Here is a 20,533-nt window from a genome sequence, read left to right as displayed (position 1 = left end):
CACCCAGCCAACCTCACTGCTGGCGCGGCGGCGCGTCGAGACTGTCCACCTCCTCGGCGTCGATGATCCGGTAGGCGTAGCCCTGCTCGGCCAGGAAGCGCTGCCGGTGCGCGGCGAACTCGGCGTCGACCGTGTCCCGGGCGACGACCGTGTAGAAGTGAGCGGTCCGACCGTCCCCCTTGGGTCGCAGCACGCGCCCGAGCCGTTGGGCCTCCTCCTGCCGGGAGCCGAAGGTGCCGCTCACCTGGATCGCGACCGAGGCCTCGGGCAGGTCGATGGAGAAGTTGGCGACCTTGCTCACCACGAGCAGGCTGATCTCGCCCTCACGGAACTGCCGGAACAGCTCCTGGCGCTGGGGCACGGTCGTCTCGCCGGTGATCAGCGGGGCGTCCAGGCGGTCGGCCAGATGCTCGAGCTGGTCCAGATACTGGCCGATCACCAGCGTCTGCTCGCCCGTATGCCGTGTCACCAGCTGGTCCACGACCGTGTCCTTGGCGGGGGCGCAGGCGGCGAACCGGTAGCGCTCCTCGGGCTCGGCCACGGCATACGCCATCCGCATCGACTCGGGCAGCGTGACCCGGACCTCGACGCAGTCGGCGGGGGCGATCCAGCCCTGGGCCTCGATGTCCTTCCACGGCGCGTCGTAGCGCTTGGGGCCGATGAGGGAGAAGACGTCGGACTCGCGGCCGTCCTCGCGGACCAGGGTCGCGGTCAGGCCGAGTCGGCGGCGGGCCTGCAGGTCGGCGGTCATCCGGAAGATCGGGGCCGGGAGCAGGTGGACCTCGTCGTAGAGGATCAGGCCCCAGTCCCGGGCGTCGAGCAGGTCGAGGTGGGGGTAGATGCCCTTCCGCTTCGTGGTCAGCACCTGGTAGGTCGCGATGGTGACGGGGCGGACCTCCTTGCGGGAGCCGGAATACTCGCCGATCTCATCCTCGGTCAGGGTGGTGCGGCGCAGCAGCTCCTCCCGCCACTGGCGGGCGCTGACCGTGTTGGTGACCAGGATGAGCGTGGTCGTCTGCGAGCGGGCCATGGCCCCGGCGCCGACAAGGGTCTTGCCGGCGCCGCAGGGCAGCACCACGACGCCCGATCCGCCGTCCCAGAAGCCGTCCACCGCCTGCTGCTGATAGGGCCGCAGCTCCCAGGCGGCATGCGCCGGCGTGTCGTCCGTCGCCTCCCTGGCCTCGGTGTCGAGGTCGATCGCGTGCGCCTCGCCGTCGACATAGCCCGCCAGGTCCTCGGCCGGCCAGCCGACCTTGAGCAGCTCCTGCTTGAGGTGGCCGCGCTCGGAGGCGTGCACGACGACCGTGTCGTCGTCCAGCCGCTCGCCGACGAGGGGCTTGATCTTCTTGTGCCGCAGCACCTCAGCCAGCACCGCGCGGTCGGTCGTGCGCAGGACGAGGCGGGTGAGCGGCATACCGGACTCGGGGTCGGTCTGGTCGTCGACCGGTTCCTTGAGCAGCGTCAACCGGCCGTAGCGGTCCATCGTCTCGGCGACGTCGACCAGCAGCGCCTGCGGCACCGGGTAGCGGCTGTGCGTGATCAGCGCGTGCACCACCTGCTCCGCGTCATGCCCGGCGGCGCGCGCGTTCCACAGCCCCAGCGGGGTGACCCGGTAGGTGTGGATGTGCTCGGGGGCACGCTCCAGCTCGGCGAAGGGCGCGATGTCGCGCCGCGCCGCCTCGGCGTCGGGGTGGTCGACCTCCAGCAGGAGGGTCTTGTCGGACTGGACGATCAGGGGGCCGTTCATCGTGGGACAACGGTACGTGCCGCCCCCGACATTCCGGACGTTACGGTGATCCCCATGACGCGCGCGCTGCCGATGACGGAGCCGATGCCGGACCTGCCGGACCGGGTGACCATCTATGAGGTCGGTCCCCGGGACGGATTGCAGAACGAGCAAACGGTGGTGCCGGTCGAGGTGAAGGCCGAGTTCGTCCGGCGGCTGCTGGCGGCCGGCCTGGAGACGGTCGAGCTGACCAGCTTCGTCCCGCAGAAGTGGGTGCCCCAGCTCGGTGATGCCGAGGAGTTGCTGGAGCTCCTGGGGTCAGCCGCGCTGGGCCAGCACCGCCCGGTGCTGGTGCCCAACGAGCGCGGCCTGGACCGTGCGGTGGAGCGCGGCGTCAGCGCGATCGCGATCTTCGGCAGCGCCACCGAGACCTTCGCCCGCAGGAACCTCAACCGCTCGATCGCCGAGTCGGTCGAGATGTTCGCCCCGGTGGTCACGCGCGCGCTGGACTCAGGGGCCTGGGTACGCGCCTACGTCTCGATGTGCTTCGGCGACCCGTGGGAGGGGCCTGTGCCGGTGGAGCAGGTGGTGGACGTCTGTCAGCGGCTGATGGACCTGGGGTGCGACCAGCTCTCGCTCGGGGACACGATCGGGGTGGGGACGCCTGGGCACGTGCTGCGGCTGCTCGACGCGCTCGATGACGCCGGGATCGGGCCGGACCAGACCGCGGTGCACTTCCACGACACCTACGGCCAGGCGCTGTCCAACACGGTCACCGCGCTGCGCCGCGGAGTGCGGGTGGTCGACGCCTCCACCGGCGGCCTGGGGGGCTGTCCCTACGCCAGGTCCGCGACCGGCAACCTGGCCACCGAGGACCTCGTCTGGGCCTTGGATGGCCTCGGCCTGCAGCATGGCGTCGATCTGGACGCCCTGGTGTCGACGAGCACCTGGATGGCGGAGCAGCTCGGCCGCCCAGCGCCCTCGCGGGTGGTCCGGGCGCTCGCCGGCTCGGACTGAAGGCAGGCTCCACGACACCACGAACCGGCCCGTCGATCAGCAGGCGATCGGCGGGCCGGTTCAGGTGTGATGGGTCCTCACCTCACAGATGCGAGGTGACCTCCGCCTGCTCCCGCAGCTCGGTCAGCAGCTCATCCAGGGCGGCGGTCTGCTTCTCCTGCACCAACTGGTCCTCCAGCGGCTCGCGCAGCTCCTCGAAGGAGGGCATCGCGGCCTCGCCGCCCTCGCCGGCCTCGCTTGTGGCCGCGGCGTCGTCGGCGCTCTGGCCAGTCATCTCCTCGTAGTAGTCCCGCAACTCCTGCTCGCTCGGGGACTCCACCCCGCCGCGCTCCTCGAGCACCTTGTCGACCAGCACGATGCGGGCGATCTCCTCCCGGGCCTGCTCCTCATCGATGCCCTGCTCCTCGAGCAGCGCCAGCAGCTCCTCGGTGGAACTGATGCCGTTCTCCTCGGCGATGCTGGTCAGCTCGGCGTCGATCTCCTCATCGGTCGCCTCCAGCCCCAGGCGCTCACCCTCCTGCTGCAGTAGTTCACCGTCGATGAGCAGGTCCAGGACGGCCTGCTTGAGCTCCTCCTCGTCGACCGCAGCACCGCCCATCTGGGCCTGCTGCTCAGCCACGGCCTGCTGCTCGGCATAGGCGGTGAGGAAGCTCTCGCGGTCGATCGACTCACCGTCCACCTCGGCCACCGGGTCCGGGATCGACTCCGGGTCCAGGGTGCTGGCGGAGGCATCCGGCGCGGGCACCGTCGCCGTCGCCCCAGCGTCGTCGCCGGCCGGGGCTTGGGTGGCGTTGGTGTCGTCGGTGCCGTTGCCGGAGTCCGCGTCAGCCGGGGCGGTCGTTGCGGTGGTGTCGTCGGAGGGGCTCTGGTCCTCGGAGCAACCGCCCAGGACGAGGGTGGCGGCAAGCACGAAGGCGCCGAGGCCGGAGGTGCGCGTGGTCGTTCGCATTCGGTGCACGCTAGGTATCCAACCTGGGTATGGCGACCAGCGGGCGCCCAGCCACCTCCAAGGCGCGCTGTCGGTCGGCGCGGCCCCGGATCGGCGCACCTCCATGATGTCGCCCGGCGCACCGCTACGCTCGGCGCACCATGAGTACCGCCCCGCCCTCCCCGGTCCCCGCGTCGGGCGGGTCCACCAGCCGCTCCTGGACCGAGCGCCTGGTCGCGGTGCTGCGGGCCCCCTGGGTGCGGCGCGGGTTCGTGATCGCGGCCGTCGCTGCCGCGGTGCTCGCCGTCATCCTCGAGTGGGACGCCGTGAGCCTGGCGGTCCGGCAGATCTCCTGGCCCCAACTGCTGCTCGCGCTCCTGCTCTCCGCGCTCAACGTCTGCCTCGCCGCCCTGTCCTGGCGGGCGGTCAGCGCCGGCTTCGGAGCGCCACTGGGCCTGCGTGACGCGGGCGTCGTCTACCTGGTCGGCCAGGTCGGCAAGTACCTTCCCGGCGGCGTCTGGAATCTCGTCGCCTCCGCCGAGCTCGGCAGCGACCGCGGCATCGCCCGCCGCCGCACCGTGGGCACGATGCTCGTCGCGGTCCTCATCTCCGCGGCCGTCGGTGGACTGCTCGTCCTGCTCACCCTCCCCGGCGCCCCCGGCACGCCTCTCGCCGAGCATCGTTGGCTGGTCTGGCTGCTGCCGCTCGGCCTGCTGTTCCTGGTCCCCGCGGTGCTCAACCGGATCCTCGTCGGCCTTCTGCGCCTCACCCGTCAGGAGCCGGTCACCGAACGCATCGGCTGGGGCGCCGTGCTCCGCGCAGCCTGGTGGTCGCTGCTGTCCTGGATCGCGATCGGCCTGCAGGTCTTCACCCTCGCCCTCGCGGTCGGCGCCATGCCCGGTATGCCGCTTCTCCGGTTGGCCATCGGCGGTTACGCGCTCGCGTGGATCGTCGGCTTCGTGCTGATCTTCCTGCCCGCAGGCGTGGGCGCGCGCGAGGGCATGCTGGCGCTCGCGCTGATCTCCGTCCTCGACCGCGGCGGCCTGCTCGTCGTGGTGCTGCTCTCGCGCGTGCTGCTCACCGTGGCCGACCTCGCCACCGCGGGCCTGGTGCTGCTGGCCGCCCGCACCACGGCCAGGGATCGATAACCGAGCGTCCTCCCAGCATCGCCCTCAGCCCAGAGCCCGCGGCCATCGCCTCAGCCCAGCCAGAGATCGATGACCGAGCGTCCCTCCCGCGGCCGTCGCATTGGGCCAGACAAGGTTGCTCACGAGATGCAACGCAATATCCATGACATTGCGTGAGTAACCTTGTCTGGCTCCCAGCGACCTTGGCTGGATCCCCGCGCGACCTTGTCCGGAGTCCCCAGCGGCCTGGTCTGGAGTCCCCAGCGACCTTGGCTGGATCCCCGCGCGACCTTGGCTGGCTCCGTTTGGGGGCGCTCACCTACGATGGCGGGCATGTTGTTGGGGGAAGAACTGATCCTGCTGCTGCTCGATGACGAGAAGGGGACCTGGCTGCTGCCCAAGCGCGCGGTCCGCCGCTCGGTGCGGGTGGCGCTCGTCGTCGAGCTGCTCGCGCGCCGCACCGTCTCCTTCGACGATGACGGCAATCTCGTGCAAGGCCTGTCCGGCACCACCGACGGCGACCCGGTGCTCGACCGGGTGGCCAAGGAGATCGTCGACGGGTCCTTGGTCACCGCGATGGAGCCGGGCAGTCGCGAACTGCCGCAGCTGCTGAGCCGCCTGCGCAGCAAGGGGGTGCTGCGGCGGGGCCACCTGCTGCGCCGTCGCCACCTGCCGCGCGACCACCACCCCGAGGCCGCGGTCCGTGCCCGGCTGGCCGAGGCGCTGGGCGTGCGGATGCGGCCGGATCGGCACACCGCCCTGCTGGTGGCGATGGTCTACGAGATGGACCTGCTGGGGCGGCTCTTCCCGGAGCGGGACAGCCTGGAGATGGCATCCCGGGCCGCCACCATCACGACCCAGTTGCGCACCGACGCGCACTACTTCCCCACCACCCTGGAGCAGGACGCCAAAGCGGGGGAGGGATCGGCGATCGGGCTGGGCCTGGCCGACGGTGCTGGCGACGTGCTGTCCGGCATCGGCGACGCCCTGGAGCTGCTCGAGCTGGTCGGCAACATGATCAAGCTCGCCTCCCTGCCGATCCGGGCGGTCGGCAAGATCCTGGAGGACCTGCCCTGAGCCGACCCGCCCGCACGGGAAGGTGAGGCACACGGCATACGGGACGACCCGGCCGCACGGCGGGATGAGGCACACGACATACGGTGTCCTCATGCATTCCGGTATCGACCGCACCCACCTGGACACCGACGTCCGACCGCAGGACGACCTCTTCGTCCACACCAACGGCGCCTGGCTGAGCACCGCCACCATCCCGGACGACCGCTCGCGCTACGGCTCCTTCGACATCCTTCGCGAGAACGCCGAGACCGCGGTCCGCGAGCTGATCGAGGGCGCCGCCGAGGAGCAGCCCGCGCTCGACACCCCGGCCGGCAAGGTGGGCGCGCTCTATGCCAGCTTCATGGACACCGACCGCGTCGACGAGCTCGGCACCGAGCCGCTCGTCGAGCCGCTGCGCGAGGTGGCGGGCGTCGACTCGCCCAGCGATGTCGTGCGCGTCTCCGGCCACCTGCAGCGCGAGGGTCTGGCCGGGCTGGTCCAGCCGTGGATCACCGCCGACGCGGGCAACCCCGAGGACTACATCGTCTACCTGCACCAGGGCGGCATCGGCCTGCCCGACGAGGACTACTACACCGCCGAGGAGCACGCCGGTGCCCGCGAGGCCTACCGGACCTACCTCGGCCGTCTGCTCGAGCTGGCGGGTCCCGCGCTCGCCGAGGCCGGACTGGACCTGGGCGCCGACGCCGTGGACCGGGTCTACGCGCTGGAGGAGCGGATCGCCGACGCGCACTGGGACCGGGTCGCGACCCGCGACGCGGTGAAGTCCTACACCCGCCTGTCGCTGGACGAGCTCGCCGAGCAGACGCCCGGCTGGGACTGGCCCGCGTATGCCGCAGGCCTGGGTGCCCCCGACGGCGCCCTCGACCACGTGGTCGCCCGGCAGCCCGATGTGCTGACTGCCGTGGGGAAGGCGCTCACCGAGGTGCCGGTGCAGGACTGGCAGGCGTGGCTGGTCGTGCGGGTCCTGGACGGGCTGGCGCCCTACCTGACCGAAGACCTCGTCGGCGCCCACTTCGACTTCCACGGTCGGGCGCTGTCCGGCACCCCCTCCATCAAGGAGCGGTGGAAGCGCGGCGTCGGCCTGGTCGAGTCGCTGCTGGGCGAGGCCGCCGGTCAGCTCTACGTCGAGGCGCACTTCCCGCCGGCAGCGCGTGAGCGGATGATCGAGCTGGTCGCCCATGTCACCGAGGCCTTCCGGCAGCGGATCGGGGAACTGGAGTGGATGAGCCCGGCCACCCGGGAGAAGGCGTTGGAGAAGTTGGCCGCCTTCCGCCCCAAGATCGGCCACCCGCCCACCTTCCGCGACTACACGGCATACGAGCTGGACGCGGGCGACCTCGTCGGCAACGTGCGTCGCGGCGCCGCCTTCGAGACCCACCGTGAGCTGGCCAAGCTCGGTGGTGAGATCGACCGTAACGAGTGGTTGATGACGCCGCAGACCGTGAACGCCTACTACCACCCGATGCTCAACGAGATCGTCTTCCCCGCGGCTATCCTGCAGCCGCCGTTCTTCGACGTGGAGGCCGACGACGCGGTCAACTACGGCGGGATCGGTGCGGTGATCGCGCACGAGATCGGGCACGGGTTCGATGACCAGGGGTCGCGCTATGCCGGCGACGGCTCGCTGACCGACTGGTGGACCGCCGAGGACCGGGAGCGCTTCGACGCGCGCTCGCAGGCGCTGATCGAGCAGTTCGACACCCTCTCCCCGCGGGACATCCCCGGTGGCGCGGTGACCGTCAACGGCGGGTTGACCGTCGGCGAGAACATCGGTGACCTCTGCGGTCTGGAGCTGGCCCACCTGGCCTACACGATCGCGACCGATGGGGATGCCCCCGAGCTGGACGGTTGGACCGGTGACCAGCGCTTCTTCCTGGGGTGGGCGTCCGTATGGCGCACCCTGGCCCGCGAGGAGGAGGCGCGTCGACTGCTGGCCATCGACCCGCACGCCCCGGCCGACCTGCGCGCCAACACGGTCCGCAATGTGGACGCCTTCCACGAGGCCTTCGAGACCGCCGAGGGTGATGCACTGTGGCTGGCCCCCGAGGATCGGGTCCGCGTCTTCTGACCCACCGGACGCGCTGGATGTCGGCCGTGAGGCCAACCGGACGCGCTGGATGTCGCTCAGCTGCTCGACCGGACGCGTGGCCCGGGCAGCCCCTCCGGGCAAGCCGGGTGCCCGGTCGCGACAGTCCAGATCCCGGTCGCGACAAGCCGGGTCTCTCTGTGGTCGGTCGTAGGGTGGACTCGTGCCAGTCTCGTATTCCTTCCCGCTGGAGGGCGACCTGCCGGGGGCACCGACCCAGTTGACCCTGGAAGGTCACTCGGCCGCGCCGACGCCGGACGATCGGGCGTCCGGCGTGGTGGTGCGGCTGAGCGGCTCCCTCGATGACCTGTTGGTGCTGCCGATGGGGTATCGCGTCGGCCGCTCCTACTCGCGCCCGGAGACATTGCTGGCGATCATCGGTTCCTTCCTGAGCGACCTCCGTCTGGCAGTGGTGGAGGCTGGGGTGAGCGACGACCTCCACCCGTGGCCTTTCGACGCCTTACCCCATGACGCCTGGTTACTGCACGTACGCCAGCTGGTCGCCCTCGAGGAACGGCTGGCTGCCGCTCGTCGGACGCCGGTCGCCGACGACCCTCGTGTCCAGGCGGCGATGCGGGATGCGGCGGAGGCTGCCACGCCCCATGTCGAGGCGCTGTCGGCCTGGCTGGATGCGTCACGACCCCAGGTCAAGCGGGCCCTGGCGATGTTGCGCGAGGACGGGCACGAGCGGATGGTCGCCCAGGTCGTCCTTGACCTGCTCGGCAGCCACGAGGATGAGACCGCCCGGCCGAACCCGGACCTGCCCCGTCTCGCCGGTGACTCGGCGAACGAGCCGAGCCAGGGGTCCGAGCGCTGATCCCCACCTCCTTGCGCCACCTGCTCGCCGACCGTCCTGCCGATCCCGTCGGCGCCAGCGCCGCCGACCAGCGGGGTTTGAGGGGTCCGACCGGTCAGGAGTGGCTCGATGAGCTGCCTGCCCTGATCGAGCACGCTCTCGACCGCTGGGAGCTGCGACCAGACGGCGAGGCGCGCCACGGTGAGTGCGCGCTGGTGCTGCCGGTGGTGGGCCGGTCTCCTCGCGGCCCCGTGCGCGCTGCCCAGGCAGCCCTCAAGCTGACCTGGCCGCACGCCGAAGCACGGCACGAGCACCTCGCCCTGCGCGCCTGGGGCGGGCGTGGAGCAGTCGAGCTCCTCGCGGCCGACCCGGCCCGCTGGACCCTGCTGCTGGAGCGGCTGGATGCGGAACGGGAGCTCAGCGGCATACCCATCCTCGAGGCGTGCGAAGAGATCGGGGGCCTGATGCTCCTGCTGGACCGGCCCGCGCTCCCGCAGTGTGATCTGGTCGCCGACAAGGCGGTGCGGTGGGCGGATCAGCTGGCCAGGGGCACGCCGCTCGTGCCTCGGCGGCTGACCGAGCAGGCCGCCGGCACCCTGGCCGATCTGCTCGCCTCCGCTCCCGAACCGCGGCTCGTGCACGAGGACCTGCACGACCTCAACGTGCTTGCCCCGCTGGCGGACCAAGGGGAACCGCGGGAGGGAAGGCGCGCGGGTGCGTGGGTGGCGATCGACCCCAAGCCGGTGTCGGGGGAGTGGGCGTATGCCGTGGCCCCTATCGTCTGGAACCGCGCCGACGAGACCTCCCGGGCGTCCTCGCTGCGCACGCATGCCCGTCTGCGCGCGGACCTGGTGGCCGAGGCTGCCGGGCTCGATCCCGACCGGGTGCAGGCCTGGACCCTGGTACGGCTGGTGCTCAACGCCGTGTGGGCGGCTGACTACGCGCCCTTCTCGGACGAGTTCCGCGGGCGGATGATCGCGCTGGCCAAGGCTTTCACCGACGCGGGGTGAGGGCCGCCCGCAGACGGCGGCCGCGCGCAGCCCTCAGGCCAGGCGAACCCGCGTGATCCGGTGCAGCAGGTAGCTGCGGACCACATCGCCCTCGCCCACGGTCGCCCGCACCCGCCCGGCCTCCACGGTGACCGGCCGCACGAGGTGGGTGGCCACGCCGCCTGCGTCATCGGCATACCCCACCCACAGGGCGGCACCGGAGGTGACGGCCTCACGCAGGGTCGCCGCGATCACCACCGGGTCGGTCTGGACGTCGCCTTCGTCCGGCTCGGTCGAACGGGCGCCCTCGCCGCGACGCAGCAGCGCCACCACCTGCCGGGCGACGACCTCATCCACCCCGCTGACCTGGACCGGGCTGAGCCGGCGGCCGGTGGTCCGCCGGACGGGGACGGCGAGCTCCACACCGCCGTCTCCGCCCTCGACGACCGGGCCGTACTGCTCCTCGCGCAGCAGGTCGATCACGGTGGCCGCCGGGACCGGCGACACGAGCACGGTCGGCGCGATCCGGCGCCACTGCAGCATCCCCAGCGCGCGGTCGCGCTCGACCCGGTCGAGCAGCGCAGGGTCCTCCGAGCGCAGGTAGGCGGCGCACGCACCCACGCGCGCCTGCCCGTGGCGGCGGGCGACGTCGCGCACGAGGTAGTCCAGCGGTTGCGGTACCCCGGTCCGGGAGGCCGCGGCGAGCTCGCTGAGCACCCGCTCTGCGGTCCAGCCCAGGTCGAGCGCGCGGCGCACGCTGGTCTCGGTGAACCGGTGCACCGTCGCCCCACCCCGTGACTCGAGGTCGCTGACCAGGTGCATGAGGGTGCGGACGGGTCCATCCAGGCGCCCGGGGGCGATGGCGGTGAGGTCGGCCTGGAGCAGGACGTGGTCCACGGGCGGCGGGACGAGCGGCTGCATCAGCTCTGCTGCGCCCTGGGCGTCGCCGTTGATGAGTTCGCGCCCGGGGCCGGTGAGCGCGCCCTGCGCGACGACCCCCGCCCAGGTGGCCTCGCGCAGCGCGGTGTCGGGGCCGACGCCGTGGTCCTGGGTGGTGGTCGCGGTGCGCAGCGGTTGCCGCCACCGCATCAGGGCGGTCAGGCCGTCCACGGTCGGCGCTCGACCGCTGGGCAGGTGCGCGAGTGCGGCTAGCGTGTCCTGCCGGCGGACCCGGCCCAGGGGGTATGACGTGTGCTGGCTCAGCACGTTGGTCCGCCCCGATGAGTCGGCCTGGCCGACCAGGGCGGGGGCGGCGGACATCGTCCACCAGGCCTCGGCCAGGCGGCGCCACCGCTCGCCCGGCTCGTCGGTGAGCCAGTCGTCGGCAGCGTGGGTGGGCAGCCAGCTGGACTCATCGCTGCCTCGGTGGCTGTCGTCAGCGGCGATCAGGCCGGCCGCCAGCATGGTCTCGAGGAGCCAGGCCGCCTCGTCGGTGCTGATCTCCAGGTGGGCGGCGAGCCGAGCGAGATCCCGGACGCCCAGGCCGCCGGTGCGCAGGACGCGGGGCGGGCGGTCGCCCCACAGGTCGAGGACCTCGGTGGCCAGGACGATGAGCTCGGCGGCGCGACCGCCGGCGGTGGCGTCGAGGGAGTCGAGTTCGCGGGTCTGACTCTCCTGCTCCAGCTCGGGCGGGTCGGTGGCGGGGTGGCGGTGCAGGCGTCCGCCGCGCAGGGCGAGGGCGACGCGGCGTGGAAGCTGGACGTGCTCGTCGTCGAGTCGGTCGAGCAGACCTAGATGGACCAGCTCGGAGGCGGCACCGGACATCGGGCCGCTGCCCGTCGCCGACACCGTGCCGGTGGCCGGTCCCCAGGTCAGGGCGTCGAGCAGCTGGCGCTGGGTCGAGGTGAGCCCCTGCAGCCTGGTGGTGAGTCTTGGGTCGTTGGTGCTGAGCAGGTCGGGGGTGCTGGCCGCGGGCGCAAGCCCGGCGGGATCTCCCACGATGTCGGCGACGGGTCGTGCCGGCCGCAGACCCTCGGGCGCGCGCCAGCACAGGGCGAGGTCGACCAATCGGTCGCAGAGCTGGGTGACGGCCTCAGTGGTGCTGTCCAGCAGTGCGGCCACGTCCGCCATGGCAGCGGGGGCGGCGACGACGACGGCTTCCAGCGCCTGCAGGTGGCCGAGGTCGAGCGACTCCAGGGCTCGGTGGATGCTCGCCCGGGTGGTCGCGCGGGCGGCCAAGGTCGTCACATCGGCAGGGGTAGGGCGGGCGAGGTCGGGCCGGGCCTGCAGGAGGGCGCCCAGAGCGTCGTCGTCGCGGGCACGCAGGTCGTCGGCGAGCGAGCGGGGCGCTGCCGCAGCGCGCGCCTCGCTCGCAGCAGCGGCAGACCCGCGACCAGCGGACCGGCCCGCGCCGTCGGACTGAGTCCGACCGCTCACGTGAAGAGCGCTTCGTAGACCCGCTCGAAGCGTTGGAACCGCTCGGTGTAATAGGGGCGGCGCCGATAGTCCGGGGACAGGGCCGACCCGCGCTCCGGCTTGGCCCGGCGCACACCCGGCGCCACGGTCTCCAGCGCCAGCAGGGCCGTGCCGTGCAGGGTGGAGCGCTTGATCGTCACCGGGGTGACCACCGTGCGCATCGCATCCGCCATCACCTGCAGCAGCTCGGGGCGACCGGTCGCGACGCCACCGCCGACGTAGAGCTTCTCCGGCTGCGGCACCACCTGGCGCAGTTCCCGAGCGATCCGCGCGTAGGCCAGGGCGATGCCTTCCACGACCCCGCGATAGACCTCGACCGGCGCCGAACCGGCCCCCACCCCCACCATCACGGCCCGGGCGTCGGAGGCCCAGCCGGTGCTGCGCTCACCGGTGAAGAAGGGCAGCACCAAGGGCGTCGTCTCGTGCGGCTCCTCGGTCAGCGCCTCGGAGAGCTCGTCCTCCTCGAGCTGGTCCACGGCCAGGGTGACCTCGGCCCAGGACAGCGCGCGGCCGACGTCGTTGAGCGCCCCACCGAGCAGCGCCCGGTCGTGGGAGACGCGGTAGCACCACAGGCCCGGCGGCAGTTCCTCGGGCATCTCGCGGACGAGCACCCGCAGCGCGCCGGAGGTCGAGCAGGAGGCGCCCATCGTGGTCTCGTCGACCGCCCCGACGCCGACATTGGCGGCCAGGCCGTCGGTGACCGGGGCGAACCACTTCGCATCCGCAAGGACCGGCCACCTCTTGGCCAGTTTGGCGGCCCGCTTGGGCGCGATCTCCAAGGGCTGGTCGAGGTGGCGGATCGGTGGGAGCTGGTCGGTGCTGATCCCCGCGATCTCGACGAGTTCGGCATACCAATCGGCGGTGTGCCGATCGAGCAGGCCGGTCCAGGCGGCGGTGGAGGTCCCGGTCGCGAGGGTCCCGGTCAGCTTGAGCAGGATGTAGTCGCCCATCGACAGGAAGCGATCGGCCCGCTCCATCACCTCGGGGCGGTCCTGGGCGAGCCAGCGCAGCCGCGCCGGCCAGTAGCTGTTGTGCACCCGCGTGCCGGTCCGCTGCTGCAGCGCCTCCTCGGAGAGCTCCTCGCGCAGCTCGATCACCTGGCGGGCGCAGCGGGAGTCGGCGTAGGTGAAGCACGGCGTGAGGGGGGCGCCGTCGGCGTCGAGCACGAGCAAGGAGGAGGCGAAGGTGTCTAGCGCGACCCCGGCCACCGGTTGGTCCTCCAGCGCGGCCGTGAGCTTGTCGATGAGGGTCTCGACCTCCTCGACGATCTGGTCGGGGTCGATCTCGGAGGTGCCGTCCCCGGCGGCGGTGAAGGAGTGGGAGACCTTCGCCCGCTTGCCGACGGGCCGCCCGTGCGCGTCGTAGACCATGCCGCGGCTGGCGGTGGACCCTACGTCGAGCGCCAGGACCAACGGGGGGACGGCGTCTTTGAGCTCGATCTCGAAATCGGCAGCCATAGAGCCGCAAGTCTACGGCCCGAAGGTGTGTCGGTCTCCCGTGACAGGATCAGGCTCGTGTTCCCTTCGACCGCGCTCGCCACCGTCCTCGTCGACGAGTTGGTGCGCGGGGGTGTGCGCGAGGCGGTGCTGGCGCCGGGGTCGCGCTCGGCGCCGCTGGCCTATGCGCTGGAGGAGGCGGACCGAGCGGGTCGGTTGCGGTTGCACGTGCGGGTGGATGAGCGCTCGGCGGGCTTCCTGGCCCTGGGGCTGGCGCGAGCCTCGGGGGAGCCGGTCGTGGTGGTCACTACGTCGGGCACGGCGGTGGCCAACCTGCACCCTGCCGTCCTCGAGGCGCACCACAGCGCCATCCCTCTGGTGGTGCTGTCGGCCGACCGGCCCGCCGAGTTGCGCGGGACGGGCGCCAACCAGACCACGGTGCAACCTGGCATCTTCGCCGGGGCGTTGCGCTCTGAGGCGGACCTCCCGGCGCCCGAGTCGGTCTCCGCCGCCACCTGCGCCCACTGGCGCTCGTCCGTATGCCGTGTGCTCGCCGCCGCCCTCGACCGCACCTCCGCTGACGGCTGGGTCCGGAGCGGGCCGGTGCACCTCAACGTGGCTTTCCGCGATCCGCTCGCGCCCGAGCTGTCCGGCGATCAGCATCCGCCGAAGCTGCACGGTCGCCCCGACGGCGGGCCGTGGACGCGAGTACGGGCGCAGCGGGTGCGCCCCGACGAGTCCGACCAGCGCGCGCGGGGCCGAACAGTGGTGCTGCTCGGCGACCTCGGCACACCGCAGCTGCACGACCGCGCGCTGCAGTGGGCGCAGGCCAACGGCTACCCGGTGCTCGCGGAGCCCTTCGGGCGGCTGCCGCACGGGCGCACGATCGTGCCGCACGGTGTCCTCGTCGCGGGTGACGAGGCCACGCTGGACGAGCTGGCTCCGGAGCAGGTGGTCGTGGTGGGTCGGCTGACCCTGTTCCGCGAGTTCGGCCGGCTGCTCCGTCGCCCTGGCGTCGTGGTGGAGCACATCAGCGCCCAACCGAGCTGGACCGACCCCTCGCACGTCGTCCACGAGGTGCACGGCATCGGTCACCTCAGCGTCGTGTCGGCCACGGCCGACCAGGGCTGGGCGCAGCGGTGGATCGAGGCCGGGCAGGCCTGGGGCGAACGGGTCCGGGAGGCGGTGCTCCAGCAGCCGACCGGCATCGCGGTGGCGGCCACTGTCGCAGCGGCGCTCGGCGATGACGACATCCTGGTGCTGGGGTCCTCCAACGCGCCCCGTGACCTGGCCATCGGGCTCGGTGCGGTGCAGCAGGTCGGCAGCCCGGTCGTGCTCGCCAACCGGGGGCTGGCCGGCATCGACGGCACGGTCTCCACCGCCGTCGGCATCGCGCTGGCGGGCTACGGGGGTGGTGCTGCGATCGACGAGGAGGAAGCCTCGACCCGCCAGCGCACGATCGCGCTGATGGGCGACCTCACCTTCCTGCATGACATCAACGGCCTGCTGATCGGGCCCACCGAGCCCCGCCCCGACCTGACCATCGTGGTCGTCAACGACGACGGGGGCGGCATCTTCTCCACCCTCGAGTACGGCGAGCCCGCCCGCTCCGCCGACGAGGCCTCAGCGGCCGCCACCGAGCGGCTGTTCGGCACGCCGCACGGCACCGACCTGGCCTCCGTATGCCGTGGATACCGGATCCAGCACGATCTCGCCCACTCCCTCGCGCACCTGGGTGAGCTGCTCGCGGAGGGGAGCACCGGCATACGGGCCATCGAGGTGCGCGTCGACCGGTCCGGGCACCGGAGTCTGCGCGACCGGCTCCGGGCGGGGAGCCCACGAACGGAACGCCCATGAACGGGAGGCCTCAGAACGAGAACCCCACGAACGGGAAGCAGAAGAAGACCCCGCGGGTGCGGCACATCGATGTCGAGCACGAGGGGCGGCGGTATCGCGTCCGGGCGGTCAAGCGTGGTGCGCCGCTGCGGGACGACTACGACATGACCGGGGGTTCGAGATGCTGCTCGTGGTGCCCTTCGCCATGGCGTACTTCTGGTGGCTGGACCGGCGGGAGGCCTACAAGGTCGGCATCCTGCGCGAGCGGGTCGTGCCCAAGGCCAAGCCCTTCCGCCGCACAGTGATCCACAAGGAGGTGCTGGACCCAGGCGTCGACCCCGGCCCGCGGATCCGGGAGCTGGTCGAGGCCGTCAAGCGGGGTGACTACGGCGGCGGCTGAGGTGGCGCGCCCGCATCAGAAGCCGATCGCTCCGCGGGGGTCGACGTCGGCGCGGAAAGCACGTGACAACTCGCGGACAGCACCGGAGCGCAGCTCCCGGCCGACGAGGGTGGGCACGAGCGAGGCCAGCGAGCGACCGCCCAGGTACGCGGCGCCGAGCGCGGCGACGGGCAGTTCGAGGTCGGCGTCGTCATCGGTGCGCTCGCAGCTCGCGGTGCCGGAGTCGTCCACGGTGAACCGCCAGCGGCCGGAGTTCCACGCGCACAGGTCATCGGTGACCTCGAGCACCAGGTCGCAGGACGCGGCATACCCACGGTCGGTCAGGGCCCGGGGCAGGTCGACCAGCCGGATCCACATCGAGTCGTAGACTCGCGGCGCGGCGGCGCGGGGGCCGCCCGCCCACCACAGCAGCGGGTCATCCAGCGAGCGGGACCAGAAGGTGACCTTGCTGGTGAGGTCGAGGTCGAGGAGGCGGCGGGCCAGCGCGAGCAGCGAGGGCAGGTCGACCGCGCCGAGCTCTGCCACCGAGACCTCACCCTGCGGAGCGGCCTCCTCCCACTTGCTGTCCCGGCGGAAGACGGCATAGCCCGTCGTCTGCCCGTCCCGGCGCGCGAGCATCAGGCGGCGAGGCTCCTTGGAGCCGCGGGACTTCGGGAAGTCGCGGTACCAGACCTCGCGCTTGTTGTCCGGGCGCGTGCAGGCGCCGAGCGTCGCTGCGGTGCAGGAGACGTGGGCCTCGTGCAGGGCCGCCATGCCCTCGGGGGTCGGCAGCGTGACGACGTGCGTGGCCACGCCGTCGGCCTGCTCGGACAGCCAGTCCGGAGCCGTGAGCTCGGTGCCGCGCCCCAGCTCGAGCTTGACGTCCAGGCTCGCGCAGCCGTAGCCGAAGCGCCCGTAGATCCCCGCCTCGCTCGCGTGCAGGCCGGCGATCGCGGCCTCACCGCGGTCATGGACGCGGTGCAGGTGGTCGCGCATCATGCGGCTGAGCAGACCCTTGCGGCGGGCGTCGGGGTGGACCCCGACCCAGGTCAGACCGTCCATCGGCAGCACGGTGCGGGTGCCCTCGGGGCCGGGGGCGGTGATCGTCATGTCGAAGGCGCTGTAGATCCCGACCAGCGGACGGTGGCCCTCGGGCTCGCCGGGCAGCGTCTCGCCGGGGCGCTCGGCCGCGCGTGCGTGGCGGAAGTCGAGATCGTCGGCCAGATCCTCGGGGGTGCCGCCGGGCTGCACCTCGAACCAGACGGTGTCCTCCAGCTCCTTGATGCGGGGCAGGTCCGCGGGGGTGAGGTCGATCAGGCGAGGGGCGTGCTCGTCGGTCTCGGCGGTGGTCGCTGGTGTGTTCTCGTCGGTCACGCAGCACAGCATCTCGCGCCCTAGGCTTGTCCTGCCAGGTGTTTTTGACGACGGTGTTCGCACCGTTCCGTGGACGGGGCAGCCCCGCGGGGCAGCAGCCCACGCCTCCTCCCGGGCTCCCTGGCCCACCCGACCTGCATCGCACCGGAGCGCGCCCGCTCGACGTGCGTTGCGCCATACCTCAAGGACGCCTGTGACCACCACCCCTTCCCCGCGCACCACTGCTCGCGGCCTGCCCGGCAGTGTCCCTGCCGTGCTGGCCGTCTTCGCCGCCGCCGGCTTCGTGATGGGCCAGTCGCTCGCCCGGGTGCCGGCGATCCGCGACCACCTCGACGCGAGCCCCGCCCAACTCGGGATGGCGTTGATGGGGATGGGCGCGGGGTCACTGATCGCGATGCCGTTCAGCGGCCGGCTGGTCGACCGCTTCGGCAGCCGCGCCGTGGTCACGGTGACGGTGATCCTGGGGTGTCTGGGCTGGGGATTGGTCTCGCTGGCTCCGTCGGTGCCGATGCTGCTGGCGATCCTGATCTTCACCGGTGTCCACGTCGGCATCTGGGACGTCACGATGAACATCCAAGCCACCCACGTCGAGCGGCACCGCACGCGGTCGTGGATGACCTACTTCCACGCAGCCTTCTCGGCCGGCGCGGTGCTCGGCGCCGCCATGGGTGCCGCCTTCGCGGCGCTGGGCTACGGGCTGGTCCAGCTGCCGATCCTGGCGGCGCTCACCGCGGTGGTGGGAGTGGTGGCCACCCAGCGCTTCGTCCCCGAGGACCACGCCGTGACCTCGCCCGACGAGGGCGAGGCCGTCGTGTTGGCGACGCCGTCCGCGGGGGAGGAGGCGGCGTCGTCGGCGCCTCGTCGCGGAGTGACCCGGCTGGAGATCCTGATCGGCCTGGTCTGTCTGTCGGCGGCGCTCGCCGAGGGATCGGCGAATGACTGGCTGGCGCTGCTGCTGGTCGATGTGCACGAGGCGCCCGAGTACTTCGGTGCGCTCACCCTCACCGCCTTCAACCTGACGATGACGATCGGCCGGCTCATCGGCGGGCCGGCGATCGACCGCTTCGGACGGCACGTGGTCGTCCGGACAGGCGGGGTGCTGGCGATGGCTGGCATCCTGATCGTGGTGCTGGTGCCCTCGCTGGCGCTCGCCCTGGTCGGTGGTCTGCTGTGGGGTCTGGGTGTCTCGACGGTCTTCCCCGCAGCGATGTCGGCGGCCGGCGAGGTGCCGGGGCGCGGCAACCGCGCGATCACGATCGTCTCGACCATCGCCTACGGCGCCTTCCTGTTCGGTGCGCCGACGATCGGTCTGCTCGCGGAGTTGGTCGGGCTGGACCGCGCGCTGTTCCTGGTGGTGGGGTTCCTGGGGATGATGGTGCTGCTGTCTCCGGTGATGCGCTCGCGGCTACGCTGAAGCATGCTCTCGCTGCGCCCGCCGACGATGGCCGACGAGGCTGCGCTGCGTCGGATGCACGAGCAGCTGGCCGCTGAGAGCTTCACCTTCCTGCTCGCCGACGGCCCATGGCCGCATATCCTCGAACAGATCGACCGCGAGTCGCGGGGCATCGACCTGCCCGAGGGCCGGGTCCCGGCGGACTATCTCGTGGCCGAGGTGGACGGGGTTCCGGTCGGACGGGTCTCGATCCGGCACCGCCTCACCCCGTTCTTGCTCGAGGTGGGCGGCCATGTCGGGTATGCCGTTGCTCCCCAGTTCCGCCGCCGCGGCTATGCGACGGCCATCCTGCGCGAGTCGCTGGCGCGGCTGGCGGCGCTGGGCGTGGAACGGGCGTTGGTCACCTGTGATGAGGGCAATGTCGCCTCGGCGCGCACCATCGAGCGATGCGGGGGAATGCTCGAGGACGTCCGGCCGGCCGAGGGTGGACCGGACAAGCGTCGGTACTGGATCGAGCTCTGATCGGATGGACGAGTGCTGATCTCTGGGGCATACCGGGTCCCCCGTGACGAGAAATGGGGTCCCCGGTCGGGCTAGGGCCCGGTTGTGGGGTCGAGGCCGAGGGCGTGGCGCATGGCGCTGAGCTTGACCTCGGTCTCGGCGAGCTCGGCGTCGGGGTCGCTGGCCGCGACGATGCCGCCACCGGCGAAGATCCGCATCGAGCGCCGGTCCTGGGCGAGCTCGCCGCAGCGCAGCGCGATGCCCCAGTCGCCGTCGCCGGAGCCGTCCATCCACCCCACGGGCCCGGCATAGCGTCCCCGGTCCATCCCCTCGAGTTCGGTGATCACCCGGAAAGCGTCTGCCGTCGGTGTGCCACAGACCGCCGCTGACGGGTGCAGGGCCGCGGCGAGGCGCAGCGAGGTGGCCCCGCTGACCATCGTGCCGGTCAGGTCGGTCGCCAGGTGATAGACGTCCGGCAGTTCGAGCACATAGGGCGTGGAGGGAACGTGCAGGTCGGCGCAGTGCGGGGCGAGGGCGTCGGCGACGGAGGCCACGGCATACGTGTGCTCTTCCAGGTCTTTGACGCTGCTCACCAGGTGCAGCCGGGGGTCGGCGGCGCCGGTGGTCGGCTCGGACGGCAGCGGCATCCCGTTGTTGCGGCGGATGGTGCCTGCCAGCACCCGGGAGCGCGCGCGGCCACCCTGCAACCGGACCAGCATCTCCGGGGTGGCGCCCACCAGGCCGGCCACCGCGAACGTCCAGGTTGCGGCATACCTCTTCTCCAGGCGCTCGAGGACCGGAGCGATGCGGACCACCTCGCCCTCCCGGTGCCGGACCTCGACGTCGCGGGCCAGGACGACCTTGTCGACCTCGCCGGACCCGATCCGGTCGATCCCGCGCGCGATCACGGCGGGCCAGTCCTCGGGGGACACGGTGCCGGGGCGCTCGACGAGGGGGTCGAGGGTGCCGAGCAGCGGGTTGCTGTGGCCGAGCAGTTCCACCGGATGCCCGGGCGGCCACGGCTCCCCGTCGGCGACCACCTGGGTGACCCAGGCCAGTCCGTCCCGGCGCCCGATCAGCACGCGCGGGACGATGAGCACGCTGGAGTCCTGCGACCCGCGGTCGAAGGCGAAGGAGCCGAAGGCCACCAGCCCCGTTCCGGGCAGGCGCACCTCGTCCTCGACCTCGGTCATCGCGCGCAGGTGTCCCCACCATTCCTCCGCGGCGGCGAAGCGATCCTCCCCGGAGGTCTCGATGGTGGCGGCGACGCCCCACCCGACCAGGCCGTCCCCCTCGCGCAGCCAGGCGACCACCTCGCGCGGGTCCGCCTCGTCCGGCACGCGGGCCAGCAGGTCACCGGTGACGTCGACCGCGAGCGTGCGGGTGCGCAGCCGGGGCAGCTGGCCCGGGACGGCTCGGGGGAGGGGGGACACGGGGGCCAACTGTATGCCGT

At 72.2% G+C, this 20,533-nt stretch carries 16 protein-coding genes; 10 read left to right on the top strand and 6 right to left on the bottom strand.

Annotated features, from left to right (window positions below; translation table 11 throughout):
- Window positions 1-13 precede the first annotated feature (13 nt).
- Entirely contained in the window at window positions 14-1,747 is a 1,734-nt protein-coding gene (locus ACQBAT_RS12490; RefSeq protein WP_420747700.1) for a DNA repair helicase XPB, read from the bottom strand.
- A gap of 54 nt (window positions 1,748-1,801) precedes the next feature.
- On the opposite strand from ACQBAT_RS12490, the gene ACQBAT_RS12485 reads away from it, so the two are divergent.
- Complete coding sequence (locus ACQBAT_RS12485; RefSeq protein WP_420747701.1) at window positions 1,802-2,743, top strand: hydroxymethylglutaryl-CoA lyase; 942 nt, start codon at window positions 1,802-1,804, stop codon at window positions 2,741-2,743.
- A gap of 82 nt (window positions 2,744-2,825) precedes the next feature.
- On the opposite strand, the gene ACQBAT_RS12480 is transcribed toward ACQBAT_RS12485, so the two are convergent.
- Window positions 2,826-3,692: a SurA N-terminal domain-containing protein gene (locus ACQBAT_RS12480; protein WP_420747702.1), complete on the bottom strand. Its 867-nt coding sequence runs from the start codon at window positions 3,690-3,692 to the stop codon at window positions 2,826-2,828.
- A 140-nt stretch (window positions 3,693-3,832) separates the two neighbouring features.
- Here ACQBAT_RS12480 and ACQBAT_RS12475 point away from each other — a divergent pair, with 140 nt between their 5' ends.
- From ACQBAT_RS12475 to ACQBAT_RS12455, 5 genes are all read left to right on the top strand, one after another.
- Entirely contained in the window at window positions 3,833-4,819 is a 987-nt protein-coding gene (locus ACQBAT_RS12475; protein ID WP_420747703.1) for a lysylphosphatidylglycerol synthase domain-containing protein, read from the top strand.
- 312 nt (window positions 4,820-5,131) lie between these two features.
- Entirely contained in the window at window positions 5,132-5,875 is a 744-nt protein-coding gene (locus ACQBAT_RS12470; RefSeq protein ID WP_420747704.1) for a GPP34 family phosphoprotein, read from the top strand.
- 91 nt (window positions 5,876-5,966) lie between these two features.
- Window positions 5,967-7,943, top strand: coding sequence for a M13 family metallopeptidase (locus tag ACQBAT_RS12465; protein ID WP_420747705.1), 1,977 nt, complete (start codon window positions 5,967-5,969; stop codon window positions 7,941-7,943).
- Window positions 7,944-8,124: 181 nt separating this feature from the next.
- Entirely contained in the window at window positions 8,125-8,778 is a 654-nt protein-coding gene (locus ACQBAT_RS12460) for a hypothetical protein (protein WP_420747706.1), read from the top strand.
- A gap of 11 nt (window positions 8,779-8,789) precedes the next feature.
- Window positions 8,790-9,767, top strand: a complete 978-nt coding sequence (locus ACQBAT_RS12455) for an aminoglycoside phosphotransferase family protein (RefSeq protein WP_420747707.1) — start codon at window positions 8,790-8,792, stop codon at window positions 9,765-9,767.
- Window positions 9,768-9,800: 33 nt separating this feature from the next.
- Here the strand turns inward: ACQBAT_RS12455 and ACQBAT_RS12450 are convergent, their stop codons facing one another.
- A complete protein-coding gene (locus tag ACQBAT_RS12450) occupies window positions 9,801-12,122 on the bottom strand; it encodes a helicase-associated domain-containing protein (protein WP_420747708.1) in 2,322 nt (773 codons plus the stop codon).
- On the bottom strand, window positions 12,119-13,618 hold the full coding sequence (locus ACQBAT_RS12445; protein ID WP_420747709.1) for a gluconokinase: 1,500 nt from the start codon (window positions 13,616-13,618) through the stop codon (window positions 12,119-12,121). Before ACQBAT_RS12445 ends, ACQBAT_RS12450 begins: the two co-directional genes overlap by 4 nt.
- 57 nt (window positions 13,619-13,675) lie before the next feature.
- On the opposite strand from ACQBAT_RS12445, the gene menD reads away from it, so the two are divergent.
- Both menD and ACQBAT_RS12435 read left to right on the top strand, forming a co-directional pair.
- Entirely contained in the window at window positions 13,676-15,454 is a 1,779-nt protein-coding gene (gene menD / locus ACQBAT_RS12440) for a 2-succinyl-5-enolpyruvyl-6-hydroxy-3-cyclohexene-1-carboxylic-acid synthase (protein ID WP_420747710.1), read from the top strand.
- A gap of 169 nt (window positions 15,455-15,623) precedes the next feature.
- Window positions 15,624-15,833: a hypothetical protein gene (locus ACQBAT_RS12435; RefSeq protein ID WP_420747711.1), complete on the top strand. Its 210-nt coding sequence runs from the start codon at window positions 15,624-15,626 to the stop codon at window positions 15,831-15,833.
- Window positions 15,834-15,848: 15 nt separating this feature from the next.
- On the opposite strand, the gene ACQBAT_RS12430 is transcribed toward ACQBAT_RS12435, so the two are convergent.
- Window positions 15,849-17,186 carry a GNAT family N-acetyltransferase gene (locus ACQBAT_RS12430; RefSeq protein ID WP_420747712.1) on the bottom strand — a complete coding sequence of 446 codons (1,338 nt, stop codon included), beginning with the start codon at window positions 17,184-17,186 and terminating at the stop codon, window positions 15,849-15,851.
- Window positions 17,187-17,379: 193 nt separating this feature from the next.
- Here ACQBAT_RS12430 and ACQBAT_RS12425 point away from each other — a divergent pair, with 193 nt between their 5' ends.
- Window positions 17,380-18,600, top strand: coding sequence for an MFS transporter (locus ACQBAT_RS12425; RefSeq protein WP_420747713.1), 1,221 nt, complete (start codon window positions 17,380-17,382; stop codon window positions 18,598-18,600).
- A gap of 3 nt (window positions 18,601-18,603) precedes the next feature.
- On the top strand, window positions 18,604-19,101 hold the full coding sequence (locus tag ACQBAT_RS12420) for a GNAT family N-acetyltransferase (protein ID WP_420747714.1): 498 nt from the start codon (window positions 18,604-18,606) through the stop codon (window positions 19,099-19,101).
- Between the two features lie 71 nt (window positions 19,102-19,172).
- On the opposite strand, the gene ACQBAT_RS12415 is transcribed toward ACQBAT_RS12420, so the two are convergent.
- On the bottom strand, window positions 19,173-20,513 hold the full coding sequence (locus ACQBAT_RS12415) for an isochorismate synthase (protein WP_420747715.1): 1,341 nt from the start codon (window positions 20,511-20,513) through the stop codon (window positions 19,173-19,175).
- Between the last annotated feature and the right edge of the window lie 20 nt (window positions 20,514-20,533).

Source organism: Ornithinimicrobium pulveris, from assembly GCF_050261105.1.
In the GTDB taxonomy this organism is placed as follows: domain Bacteria; phylum Actinomycetota; class Actinomycetes; order Actinomycetales; family Dermatophilaceae; genus Ornithinicoccus.
The sequence above is the reverse complement of the archived record's forward strand: the minus strand, read 5'-3'. Positions and strand labels throughout refer to the sequence as shown.

Bases quoted from the DNA above. Each gene is read 5' to 3' on its own strand.
- ACQBAT_RS12490 (WP_420747700.1), bottom strand. From the start codon at position 1,747: ATGAACGGCCCCCTGATCGTCCAGTCCGACAAGACCCTCCTGCTGGAG.
- ACQBAT_RS12420 (WP_420747714.1), top strand. From the start codon at position 18,604: ATGCTCTCGCTGCGCCCGCCGACGATGGCCGACGAGGCTGCGCTGCGT.
- ACQBAT_RS12445 (WP_420747709.1), bottom strand. From the start codon at position 13,618: ATGGCTGCCGATTTCGAGATCGAGCTCAAAGACGCCGTCCCCCCGTTG.
- ACQBAT_RS12480 (WP_420747702.1), bottom strand. From the start codon at position 3,692: ATGCGAACGACCACGCGCACCTCCGGCCTCGGCGCCTTCGTGCTTGCC.
- ACQBAT_RS12465 (WP_420747705.1), top strand. From the start codon at position 5,967: ATGCATTCCGGTATCGACCGCACCCACCTGGACACCGACGTCCGACCG.
- ACQBAT_RS12475 (WP_420747703.1), top strand. From the start codon at position 3,833: ATGAGTACCGCCCCGCCCTCCCCGGTCCCCGCGTCGGGCGGGTCCACC.
- ACQBAT_RS12485 (WP_420747701.1), top strand. From the start codon at position 1,802: ATGACGCGCGCGCTGCCGATGACGGAGCCGATGCCGGACCTGCCGGAC.
- ACQBAT_RS12470 (WP_420747704.1), top strand. From the start codon at position 5,132: ATGTTGTTGGGGGAAGAACTGATCCTGCTGCTGCTCGATGACGAGAAG.